At 55.7% G+C, this 12,232-nt stretch carries 9 protein-coding genes; 5 read left to right on the forward strand and 4 right to left on the reverse strand.

Features of this window, described 5'->3' with window-relative positions:
- The first annotated feature begins 1,032 nt into the window (after window positions 1-1,032).
- Genes ACR0I8_RS21010 through ACR0I8_RS21030 form a run of 5 tightly spaced genes read left to right on the forward strand, consistent with a single transcriptional unit; the run spans window position 1,033 to window position 7,797 of the window.
- Window positions 1,033-2,037 (forward strand): NAD-dependent epimerase/dehydratase family protein, encoded by a 1,005-nt coding sequence (locus ACR0I8_RS21010; RefSeq protein ID WP_170692523.1) that lies wholly within the window; start codon window positions 1,033-1,035, stop codon window positions 2,035-2,037.
- Entirely contained in the window at window positions 2,034-3,275 is a 1,242-nt protein-coding gene (locus ACR0I8_RS21015; RefSeq protein WP_170692520.1) for a glycosyltransferase family 4 protein, read from the forward strand. Before ACR0I8_RS21010 ends, ACR0I8_RS21015 begins: the two co-directional genes overlap by 4 nt.
- A complete protein-coding gene (locus tag ACR0I8_RS21020) occupies window positions 3,265-4,248 on the forward strand; it encodes a glycosyltransferase (RefSeq protein WP_170692517.1) in 984 nt (327 codons plus the stop codon). Before ACR0I8_RS21015 ends, ACR0I8_RS21020 begins: the two co-directional genes overlap by 11 nt.
- Window positions 4,249-4,269: 21 nt before the next feature.
- Window positions 4,270-6,378: an NAD-dependent epimerase/dehydratase family protein gene (locus ACR0I8_RS21025; protein ID WP_170692514.1), complete on the forward strand. Its 2,109-nt coding sequence runs from the start codon at window positions 4,270-4,272 to the stop codon at window positions 6,376-6,378.
- Between the two features lie 18 nt (window positions 6,379-6,396).
- Window positions 6,397-7,797, forward strand: a complete 1,401-nt coding sequence (locus ACR0I8_RS21030; RefSeq protein WP_170692511.1) for an oligosaccharide flippase family protein — start codon at window positions 6,397-6,399, stop codon at window positions 7,795-7,797.
- 7 nt (window positions 7,798-7,804) lie between these two features.
- Here ACR0I8_RS21030 and ACR0I8_RS21035 read toward each other — a convergent pair whose 3' ends face one another.
- From ACR0I8_RS21035 to ACR0I8_RS21050, 4 genes are read right to left on the reverse strand one after another with little or no spacing between them, the layout of a single operon-like run.
- Window positions 7,805-8,995: a glycosyltransferase family 4 protein gene (locus tag ACR0I8_RS21035; protein WP_170692508.1), complete on the reverse strand. Its 1,191-nt coding sequence runs from the start codon at window positions 8,993-8,995 to the stop codon at window positions 7,805-7,807.
- Between the two features lie 47 nt (window positions 8,996-9,042).
- A complete protein-coding gene (locus ACR0I8_RS21040; RefSeq protein WP_170692505.1) occupies window positions 9,043-9,816 on the reverse strand; it encodes an SDR family oxidoreductase in 774 nt (257 codons plus the stop codon).
- Window positions 9,813-11,408: a GMC family oxidoreductase gene (locus ACR0I8_RS21045; RefSeq protein WP_170692502.1), complete on the reverse strand. Its 1,596-nt coding sequence runs from the start codon at window positions 11,406-11,408 to the stop codon at window positions 9,813-9,815. The genes ACR0I8_RS21040 and ACR0I8_RS21045 overlap by 4 nt, the downstream gene beginning before the upstream one ends.
- Window positions 11,405-12,229, reverse strand: coding sequence for a glycosyltransferase family 2 protein (locus tag ACR0I8_RS21050; protein ID WP_170692499.1), 825 nt, complete (start codon window positions 12,227-12,229; stop codon window positions 11,405-11,407). Before ACR0I8_RS21050 ends, ACR0I8_RS21045 begins: the two co-directional genes overlap by 4 nt.
- Window positions 12,230-12,232 lie beyond the last annotated feature (3 nt).

Genomic DNA, 12,232 nt, shown 5'->3' on the forward strand with positions numbered 1-12,232 from the left:
ATTAGGAGCTGCCGTTGCCATCTACGTGGCAGTGGGTAGCTTCTGCGGATTGTGCATATGACGAATGTTTCCACTGACACGCTATCCAAACAAATTGATTCCCGACATATCGTTTTGGCAGAGACCTGAACCACGCTCGCATCTGAAAAGAGGCTTGTCAGCTCATCTGTGCCGCTGAGAACGGTGACTACCAAGCTGGCCAGAGTGTGGGCAGAAACCGGTTCATCAGCATACTTCGCAAGGTTTGATCTATCCGCGACGCAGGTACCGTCGTCGTTTCCTTGATGCTGGGTTTGCTAAACCCACCCAGTGATCCCGTAACTCCTCTCAATTGTTCTGATTCAGAGAAAATCCTATTGGGGAGAGCCGAGTTTGACGTCGTTCGGGTTTTGCTCAGTAAGGTGAAGCATCTAATTGCAAGCCTCGGAATCCGTATTTGGATCAGCGAGATTTCTGGACACACGTTGATGTGCGCCCTTGGGCGGACAGTCCTGTTCTGCGTCATCGCGCAACTCAGAATAAACGCGGATTGCGGCAAAGTTCTCAAACAACTGTAGCGCGGGTTGATGGTAGCGATCAGGCCAATTTTCGAAGTCTCACGCCGTTAGACATTCAGCGTAGCATAGGGCAATCAACGCGGCATCCTGATAAGGCGTCTTAGCATCGCCTCTTCCACTACCGACACCTAGGTGAAACAACTCCACATCAAGTACCGCTGCGGCAGCATGGGATTAGTCTGGATCAACGTTTCAACTCGGTCCGCGCTCAATGTCTCTATGCAAAAGAGTCGCTTGCGACTGCAAGAGCACAACTTTTTGGCATTGAAGCGCAATTTTCAGAGGCGAGGGAAAAATCTGGTCGCGGCCATTCGAATAAATGTAGATTCACTCTATAAAACCCTCGAAATAGACAAATTCCCCGTTTAGGCAGAGGGTTGAGTTGTTTTGATTTTGTCAGGTTGATTGGTGACGTGGATATTGGAATTGAATTGAGGCAAAGACGCCACAAGGGCATACGTCTGGTGATAGCGTCATGAAAAGTCTTAAGATTTGTATAACCGGTGCAGGGGGTTTCATCGGTCGTCAAACCGTCGAGTCGGCCCGCGCAGCGGGTTATGAAGTGATCGCCGTAGTCCGCAATACAGCAACTGCTCCTCAATTCTGGGATAGTGATCATGGCATTGAGGTCGTCGAGGTGAATCTTGCCGGACCAGACGCGGCTGACGTTTTGGCGAAACAGTTGTCGGGTTGTGTCGCGATTATTCACGCGGCGGCGAAAATGAGTGGGCCGGCTGATCGCCAGGTCGTGGAAACCAAGGCCATTACCGGATCGGTACTCTCTGCGATGGTGGCATGCACGCCTGCGCCGCGTTTGGTATTGGTCAGTTCGCTATCAGTCTATGATGGTAAACAGTTGCCTCCGGGGGCTGTGCTGAACGAAGAAAGCCCGCTTGAATCCGCGCCACAGTCGCGTGATGCCTATTGCTGGCTGAAATTGCAACAGGAACAGCAGGTACGTACAGCTGCTAAGGCCGCAGGATTTGACTTGTGGGTCTTACGCCCCGGGGCGGTGTTTGGACCGGGGCATCTTTGGAACGGGCATCTTGGGTATCCGGTCGGGCCTGTGCTGCTGGAAATGGAACGCCGCGGGGAGGTTCCGGTTAGCTACGTCAGTCATACTGCGCAAGTTTTGGTGCAAGCCGCGGCAACCCCTGCCGACGGTGTCGAGGTGATTAATGTGATCGATGATGACCGACCTGATCGAGCCGGATATATTGCTGCGCTGCGCAAAGGAGGATGGCCGCGCTTCGTGGTTCCGGTCAGTTGGCGTCTGTTGGACGCCTTTGGCAGAGTGTTGGAGAAGGTACCCGTCGTTGGTACAAAATTGCCCGGGCTATTGCGCTCGGCCACATTGCATGCGCGCATGAAACCGCTGCGGTTTGAGACGACCCGCCTGCATGAGCATTTTGATATCGCAAAACAAAAACCGTTTGCTGAGCTGATGACACAATCGCTGCCCGAAGGGTCGAAGCAATGAGCACGCCTCAACCCATCGCCTATTTGACTGGAGAGTATCCGCGTGCCACCGACACGTTCATTCAGCGAGAGATTTTTGCGTTGCGGGATCAAGGGATCGAGGTTGAAACCTGCTCGATCCGCAAAACGGGCGTCGAGCATCATGTAGGCCTTGAACAACAAGCAGAGTTCGAGAAAACGTTTTATGTCATTGCTGCTGCGAAATCACCGCTGCGCCTGATCGGGTGCCATCTAAAGGCGCTTGTGAAGGCCCCGGGACGGTATTTTGCTTCACTAGGGCTGGCCCTTAGGACGCGTCCCGCCGGTTTGAAAGGTCTTTTGTATCAGCTCTTCTATTTTGCCGAAGCCGCTGTGCTGGCGGACCATTTGGCTCGCCGGAACGTACGTCACCTTCACAACCACATCGCTACGGCTACTTGTACGGTGGCCATGCTGACCAGCCGCATCAGTGGCATACCGTTCAGCTTCACAATCCATGGGCCGGACGTTTTTTTCGAGCCAAAACACTGGCGGATCGACGCAAAAATCCGAGAGTCTAAGTTTGTTGCCTGTATTAGCGATTTCTGCCGCAGTCAGTGCATGGTTTTTTCAGATCCGCAGCATTGGGATAAGTTGAAAATCGTTCACTGTGGCATAACCCCTGAGAAATACTTAAGCCAAGGCACGTCTGAACGCTCGCGCCCGCATCTTCTCTTTATTGGCCGGCTGGCGGGCGTAAAAGGCGTTCCGGTTCTTCTGGAAGCGCTGTCGCGTTTGGCGCCGGACGTCCCGGACCTGCGCGTCACGTTGATTGGTGATGGGCCAGAACGCGGCGATCTTGAGGCGCGGACACATGCGCTCGGGCTCAGTTCGGTTGTGAAGTTTGCGGGATACCTTTCGCAAAGCAAGGTGGCCGATATGCTGTCTGAAGCCGATGTGCTGGTTCTGCCTAGTTTCGCCGAAGGTGTTCCGGTGACGCTGATGGAGGCGATGGCCAGCGGTCTGCCTGTGCTTGCCACGCGCGTTGGTGGCATTTCTGAACTGGTCGAGGATGGGGTCAGCGGCTACCTTGTTCCGCCTGGTAATGTCGATGCTCTTACTGCACGGCTGCGAGACCTTTTGAGCGATTCTGATTTGCGTACTCGAATGGGACAGGAAGGCCGGGTCAAGGTAACCGCAGAGTTCAATCAGAAGACCGAAGCCAGCCGTTTGGCTAAGCTTATCAACATGACAGATCAGGAGCTTCCAGATGAACGGTGAAAAACCTTCAATTGGTCTGGTACTGATTGGTCGGAATGAGGGCGAACGGCTAGTTCGCTGTCTAGCGTCGGTGCCTGAAGGTGTAGCCGCCGTTGTCTATGTGGACTCGAATTCTTCGGATGACAGCGTGTACCAGGCGACCAAAGCAGGCGCACAAGTGGTCGAGCTTGACCTGTCCCGCCCATTCACCGCGGCACGGGCCCGCAACGCGGGCTATGCGGCGTTGAAGGCGCTGGGCAAGCCGCTGGATTTTGTTCAGTTCATCGACGGAGACTGCGCAATTGTAACCGGGTGGGTCCAGGCGGCGTCCGATGCGTTGGTTGTCAACCCCGACTTGGGGATCGTCACCGGTTGGCGGGCGGAAATCCATCCTGACGCGAGCGTCTATAATGCGCTGTGTGATTTCGAATGGCACCGCCCTGCGGGTTCGATTCTGACCTGCGGCGGCGACATGATGGTGCGGGTTCAGGCCTTTGACGGCGTGGGTGGATTTGATGATACAGTTATTGCGGCCGAGGATGATGAATTCTGTTTGCGCATTCGTAAGGCTGGCTGGAAAATCGAGCGCCTGCCGCTGAATATGACCCGCCACGACGCTGAGATGACCCGGTTTTCGCAATGGTGGAAGCGTGCGGTGCGCACCGGGCATGGGTTCGCACAGGTCGGCGATCTGCATCGCGAGTATTTCACGCGCGAACGCAAGCGCGTCTGGTTCTTTGGTGCGTTCCTTCCAATCGTCGCTTTGCTCGGGCTTGCCCTCTCCATCTGGATCACGCTGGCGGTGTTGGTCGTCTATATCCTTTCGTACCTGCGAACCTCTAAGGGGCTCATGCGCGACGGGCTATCGCGCCAGTCTGCGCTGCGTCAGTCCGTTCTGCTTACCTTGTCCAAACTGCCCAATGTTATTGGAATGCTGACCTATCTGTGGCGCCGAAAACGGGCGGCGCCCATGAAAATAATAGAGTATAAATAGTTATTTATGTTGAAAAAGAATATGTCTCTTAACCAAATTCGTGTCGGCCTGATCGGGGCCGGATATATCGCAACCTGGCACGCAAATGCATTGCGGGCCTGCAAAGGTATTGCCCTCACAGCGATCTGTGATGTCTCACCCAGCGCGGCATCAGATTTCGCAGGCACCTATGGTTTGCAGTCGTTCACTTCGATTGAGGAGATGGCCGCTGCCGATGTTTGTGACGCGGTCCATATCCTGACCCCACCGCATATCCACGCTGGTTTGGCGCAGCGCTGCCTTGAGCTGGGGTTTCACGTTATGGTCGAAAAACCCTTTGCGTTGTCACAAGCCGATTGCCAGGTGGTTGCGTCGGCAGCCGAGGAGGCCGGGCGTGTGGCCGCCGTCTGTCATAACTTCCTGGGCGTGCCTTCGTATGAGAGATTGAAACAAACCTGTAGATCGGGCGCGCTGGGCCGCATCAACAGTGCCGAGTTCAACTGGCGTTTTCCCTTAGCCCCTTTGCGATCCGGCCCTTATGGCCTTTGGATGCTGCAAGAAACACGAAATTTGTTGTTCGAACTAGGCCCGCACCTCTATGCTTTTGCGGTTGATCTATTTGGTGAGCTTCAGGATTTTCGGTTGCAGGTCGGAAAGCCAGTGGCTTTGCAAGGCGGTCAGGTACGGCCGCAAAGCCTGCAAATCCAAGCGCGGGCCGGGCATGTCGATCTGACGATCAATCTGGAATTGGTCGAGACTATGGACGACCGGTCGGTTGTGGTGCATGGGTCTTCGGCGATGGCGCGGCTTGACTATGCTAGCGACACATTGAACATCCGGCGCGAGAACACATCGGACATTGTCATCAATCCATTTCGTCAGCAAATGGGTCTAGCAGGTCAGCATCTGCGCGAAGGCATAGTCAATGGTGCCAAGCAACTGAGTTCGCTGAACCGAAAATCCCCATACGCGCTGAGCTTTATAGGAGCGTTTGATCGGTTCTACGAAGCGATCCGGTCCAAAACACCGGTGGATGCCCGGTTTTCGGCTGAGGCCGCCGGTACCGTCATCGGGGCTATCGAGAAAACTGCGGCATTGATCCCTGATGAATATACCGCTCTCCCAGACCCGGTTGTTCCATCAGTTCCTTTGAAACCCACTGTCATGGTGATAGGCGGCACCGGTTTCATCGGACGGCATCTGACACGTGCGTTGGTAAAAACCGGCCGTCAGGTGCGGGTGCTTAGCCGGGGTCGCCACGGACCTTTTGAAGACATTGCGGATCAGGTTGAAACTGTTGCGGTTTCTTTGCGCGACAAAGATGGCTTGGTCGCCGCGATGGATGGGATCGAAGTTGTCTACAACCTTGCCAAGTCGCTGGATAGCACATGGGAGGGATGTCTGGAAAACGATGTCGGTGTGGCCGTTCGTGTGGCCGAAGCGGCGCAGGAGGTCGGTGTCAAAAGGCTGATTTATACCGGGACCATTGCGTCCTATGACATGTCCGATCCGGCAAAAACAATCACCGAACAGACCAGCTTTGGTGACGATATGAGCGACCGCAACCTCTATGCCCGGTCAAAAGCTGAGTGCGAAAAGCGGCTTTTGGAGATGCACAGAACGCAAGGGTTGCCGCTGGTGATCGCGCGCCCCGGAATTGTGATCGGCGAAGGCGGGCCGCTGCAACATTGGGGTATTGGGCGCTGGCACGGGGCCGGTGCTGTGCGGATCTGGGGTGATGGGCACAACATCCTACCGTTCGTGCTGATCGACGACATCTCAGACGCGTTGATCGCGATGATCGACAAGGACGAGGCCGTGGGTCAGTCGTTCAACCTTATCGGCGAGCCAATGATGAGCGCGCGAGACTATTTTGACGCGATCCATCAGGCCTTGGGCGCGCGGATCGAGGTCAAGAAAGGGGCGTTCTGGACCTTCTATCTGTCCGGCAGCGTCAAATACCTTCTCAAGCGATATGTGGTGGGTCTGCGCGATCTGAAAAATCAGTCTTACAGCGACTGGAAATCGCGGGGGCATCTGTCACCTTTCAGCAATGAGCACACCAAAGAGGTGTTGGGCTGGGCTCCCGAGTCGGACCGCGATGCCTTTGTCCGCAAAGGCATCACTGATGCCAACCTGTTCGGGTTCTAGCGTGCTGCGGGTTTCGGAATGAAGTTCATTAGCCAGCGCATATCCGGGCTGTTGCACGACCGCGAAAGTCTGAGGCACAAGATTCTGGCCTCAGCAGCGCTGTCAACGATGGTGTTCGCTATGCAGGTGCTGGCGCGGATCGTTTCGACCGTTATTCTGACGCGCATATTGACGCCAGAGATTTTTGGGGTCTTCGCGGTAGTGATGACCTTTATCTTTGTGCTTGAGATGTTTTCCGATCTTGGGGTTAGGTCGCTTATCCTGACTCGCGAAGGCGAGTTGGATGATGGGTTCCTGCGTTCATGCTGGACTGCACAAATTTTGCGTGGGGTTCTAATCCTTCTGGTGTGCGTCCTTCTGGGTTTTTGTGTCGCGTGGGGCCAAGATGCACAGCTGTTTGATATCGAATCCAGCTATGGCGACCCGATACTGCCATACGCGATAGCCGCGATTGGCGGGTTTTCGATCATCAACGGATTCGCTTCGCCCGCAAAGTTTGTCTATGAGCGCGAGATGAAATTCCGCGAGGTCAGCATTGCCATGCTGATTACTGTGGTTTGCACAACCGTACTGACCATTGCCTTTGCCTTTTGGCTAAAAAACATTTGGGCCTTGGTCCTTGGCAACTTCGCGAATGCTCTGATCACGGTTTCGCTCAGCTACATAATGTTTAAAGGCCCGGCGATGCGGATGCGCTGGAACAGGAAAGACCTTCGCGTGATCATAGATCGCGGCAAGTGGATTATGGGCCATTCCGCCCTGACGGCAGTGATGACTATGGCGGATCGTTTTGTTCTTGGCTTTGCCATGTCCGCCAGTTCTTTCGGATTTTACTACATCGCCCGTCAGATCGTGGATATGGTTCAGACCTTTTTGAATTCCATCCACGCGCAGATGGGGCTGCAGGTTTTTACCGCCTTGCAGAAGGACAATGCGGCTGAGGCGTTGCGTCGTCGGTATTACCGTTATCGCATTCTTTTTGACGGTCTGGCGATGTTCGGTGCCGGTGCGTTAATGACGTTTGCGCCGACACTTGTGCGTATTCTCTACGATGACCGATACGCTGATGTGGCCGGTATGATCCAGATCCTCGCCATTGGATTAATTTTGATCGGACCGGGCCTGTTGCGCGAGGCATATAGCGCGCAGCGCCGGTTCCGGGAAATGACGATGCTGAGCCTTGTCAGCGCCGCGACCGTTTGGATCGGTCTGTCGGTTGCGATTTGGGGCTTTAACTCGATCACCGCAGCGCTGTTCGTGGTTGCCTTGCACCGCATCCCCGAGATCACCCTGTTGCTCATCAAGGGTGGACGCGAAAACTGGGTGTCACTCCTGCATGAGATCAGGTTGATCCCATTGGTTCCAGCGGGCGCGTTGGTGGGTTGGGGTATGGCCTGGGCTGTGCAGGCTTTGACCTGAACGCGGGTTACGCTTTGTTCAAAACTTTTTGGACAAGGGCCTCGACGTGTTTCGCGATTGTTTCAGGCTGGAACCGGTCCACAACTTCGGTTCGGCCATTGGCGCCTAGCCGAACGGCTAGATCCGGGTCTGAGATCAGGCGAAGACAGGCTTTTGCCATAGCCTCGGGATCACCGGAAGGCACCAACAGGCCAGATATCTCGTCCTCAACTATCTCGGGAACGCCGCCGACCGCCGTCGCCACCGTTGGCGCACCGCAGGACAATGCCTCAAGTGCAGCGTAGGGGAAGTTCTCATACCGAGAGGCAATGAGCGTTATGCCGTGTTGCATCCGCAGGGTGTCGATCGCGTCCCGGTCCAACTGCCCTCGATAGTCGATACGGTTTCGAATGACCTCGGGATAGGCCAACAAGGCCTGATCCATGTGCTGCAGCACCTGCCCGGGCAGGGGGACACCGGGGTCTGATCCAACAAAGGTCAGCCGAACGTTTGGGTCCTGTTCGGCGATCTGTTGAAATGCCTCTAGTACTGTATCCCCGCCCTTGATCGAGTCATAGCGGCCGATGAAAAGGATATTGCGGATCGTCTCGCGGACCACCTTTTCTGGGATTGGGGCGGCCATTGGCATTGGGTTGGGGACAATTGCGGTGGGACAGGCAGGCTCACCATAGCGCGCGATCATCTGGTCCATCACGGCTTTTGAGGGCGAGGTAATTCCTCTACAGGTTCGAAACGTTTCAGCTTCACGTTTGACCCGGGTTCCAATAACGTATCCGTCCGGTTTTTCCGGCAGGAAGTCGGTGTACAGCTCAATGGGTCCGTGCAGAGTAACGATCACAGGGATTGGCACATGCTTTTGTACCATGCCAGCGATGCCGTTGGTTTCTTCCATGATCAGGGCTTCGATTCCGCGTGTCTTTATGGCCTGATTCACGGCCTGCGCGATCTGCTCGGCCCGAATGGGGATCGAGGCGGTATTGCGGCCAAATCGGCCAATCAGTTTCTCGGACCATGTCCACGCGCGCGGCTCGGGCAGATTGACCACATCCGGGTCATCATGGACCGCACCCGCGTGGGGGATTACCGTGATCTGATGGCCGTGATGTTTCAGGCCATCAGCAATATGCGCAACGGCGGTGGCGATGCCATTTGCAGCAACGCTGGCAGGCCAAGAGGGCGTGACTAGTCCGATGCGCATTCTAATCCCTTTCCAACGGTCCGCGAATGCAGCCGTTCAATTAGAGGTCATGACAAGCGCAAGGGGACGCGCTTTTTGCCTGTGACCTTGTTCAAAATTTTTCGTTTCAATGAAATCGGTTCGAGGAATTCGATATCCCGGTCAAACAGTCGTCCAGTGAGCATGGGATCGTGCCACAGGGCGAGCCTAACACCCCATTTGGCCGCGTCTGCCGGTTCGATCCCGTCGGGAATGCCCATTCGCGTTTTAAGTGCTCCGGGAATCCAGTCGTTGATGACGATATCGGGGAAGCGATCCGAAAGATCGGCCACGAGAGACTTTGTCAAAGTCTGTGCTGCCCCTTTGGTCACAGAATAAGCCGCCGCTGTTGGGGCAGGTGCGATATGTGCAAAGGTGCTGAGGTTGACGATACGCCCGTATCCGCGCTCGACCATTCCAGGCAGGACTGCATGGCAGCAGTAGAATACACCGCCGAGATTAATGTTCACCGATTGCATGAAGCTTTCCGGTGTTTCGTCCAGAAGGTCCCGGCGAGGATAAACGGCGGCGTTGTTGATCAGGATTGTGGGAATCCCCGCAGCGGCCTCAATGTCCTTGAACGCATACGCAACGGCTTCTGGGTCCGCGACATCTGCGGTGACCGGCATGAACGCTTCGCCCAATTCGGCCGCAAGATCGGACAAGGGGTCAGGGTTGCGCCCGATCCCAGCAACGCGGACGCCTTCGGCAACAAGCCTTCGGCTCAGCTCGCGGCCCAGCCCCGCACCTGCGCCAGTGACAACGGCAATACCTTCGCGAATACGGTCGCTTGTATCTGTCATGTAGCCTCCGTTTTTTGTTTTGCCTGCTCGGCCCGGTCTGCGATGATGTCCGCCACTCTCAAGGCATTCGCGGCGATTGTCAGGCTGGGATTTACTCCCATGGATGTCGGCATGAACGACCCATCCGTTATATAGAGGTTTTGAAGGTCATGGGCCTTGCAATCGGGGTCTAGCACCGATGTTGCGGGATCACTTCCAAAGCGCAACGTGCCAAGCGGATGACCAACATTGACGATGGGCTTGATCGACAGAAACATCATCCGCCACCAGCCAACCGCCCGACGGATGGCGCGGCGTAGACCGACCTGTCGCGTAAACACATCCCGCGCGACCTTGTATTCGAAAGTGAAAACCTCGGGGTCTTTGGCGTTCAGTATCACGCGATTTTCGCGAACCGGAAAGTCCTCCATCTGGGCAACAAAGACATCCGCATTTCCGAACAGTTTTTCCGCCAGCAAGGCGGGGAAGTTCAAAAGACGGCGCAATTTCTTGTATTTGGCAAAGCGGGAGCGTTCATATTGCATCAGCAAAAACCGCAGGATAGTGCCGTAATTTGCTTCATAGCCCATAGATTGAACCAGACCGTTACGCTCGCCATTCACTACATAAAAATCTCGGGTGGACACAGCCCGGCTGTTGCCGATGGGTTTTGCGCCGTGCCGGGGCCAGACGGCAAAGAAGTTATCGATGTGAAACATCAAGCCGCGTCCGACCCAATCACTTGAATTGGCGCATCCCGCCGCATCGCGTCCGGTCGAGCGCAACAAGAGCGTGGGCGAGCCAAAGGAACCGGCGGCCAGAACATAAGTGCGAGCCCTCAGTATATAGCTTTCACCTTCATGACGAACGCGTACACTGGTGATCTGACCGGGTTGATCTTCGCACAACTCTTCAACATCGCATTCCGTGATCAAGGCCGCGTGGCCGCTGGCAAGAGCGGGTTCGACTCCGGCCGAACGGCCGTCCATCTTGCAGGCGCGCGGGCATTTGCCCGCAAGACAATTGGTGCACCCCTCAAGGGCCTTCCGGGCAATGTGCGAATAATAGGGGTGCATCCCACGCTCGCGAAAATCTTCGATCATCGCCTGTTCTTCGGTGGTGAATTCGGGTGCTGGATGCAGTTTGACAGACGGGACAGACGACAAGGGATCAACGCCACCGCGCACATAAAGGATGTCTTCTGCCTGATCGAAATAAGGTAGAAAGGACTGGAACCCGACAGGCCATCCACCGGTGGGGTGGTCCAAGCCGGGCATTGCGTCCAGATCGTGTGGTTCCGGTCGCTCGAGCGCCGCAGCGTAAAAGACGGAAGATCCACCAACTCCACTGCCTAGCGGAGCGAAATAATGTGAGACTTTCGAACCGTCATGCGCCTCTACCGGTTTGGGCCAGTAACCGCGCAACCGCCGGGCAAGTGGATCGCCACCATCAGAATAGGATTGGCGTTCATTGCGATAGCCGGCCACGCCTTTTTCCAGAAACAGAACCGACAGGCCGCGCTCGGTTAGGCGACGTCCTGCCAGCCCGCCGCCCATGCCAGCGCCGATGATGATTACGTCCCAAGCTTGCGAAAGGGCTTGCTTTGGTTTCATCGGCCCCGGCTCCATTCGCCACTGTTCCGATGGCGCACCGCAAGGCTGACTGCAACATAGACCCCGAAGCCGACCGGGTCAGTCAGGGCGAGACGCGCCAGATAGCCCGTTGTCAACCGGTCCTTGCCCTCGCGGTCCAAAATGCCGGGATAAAGCCGAGCAAGTTCGGACACACCCGCATCCTGTCGCCTTCGCACACGCACCAACGCGGAAAACCCCTCAACCAGGGGCCAACAATAAGGCGCCTCCGCTGGCAAGCGTTCTTTCGGTGTGAACTGCAATCGCACAAAGGTGTCGTCGGAGATTATCTGAGGAAACTGGTCCCAACGCTTGCGGCCCGCAGCGTTGACGGCAAACAGACCGGCCCCTGGCACGCCGTTTGTCATGAATGGAAGGCGGGTCCAAATACGCCCATAGGCGCGGGTTATCCAGCTTTTGGCTCGGGTCACGGTCAGCGCTCCGCTGGCATAGGCGGGATCGGGACGATTGAGCACTTTCGCCAATTCGTCCAGAAGCTGCGGAGACATGACGACATCAGCATCAAGATAGACTTTGATGTCCCCGGTCGCGACTTCATCTGCTCTATTCAGCGCCCCCGGCTTTCCACCGATTTCCGAATCCAGTACAATTAGAGGCCAGCCACGGTCAGCGAAACGTTGGCTATAGCTGATGGCGATTTCGGCCGTTGCGTCGGTGCAGGCGTTTGCCGATACGATCACTTCAGCTGCCTGTTCAGTCACTTGCGCCAAAACGGCCTCGAGACAGTTGCCGATGTAGGCTTCCTCGTTATTGGCAGGAATAATGACCGAAATATCGTACATGGT

The sequence above is a fragment of the Ruegeria sp. BG9 genome (assembly GCF_056538305.1).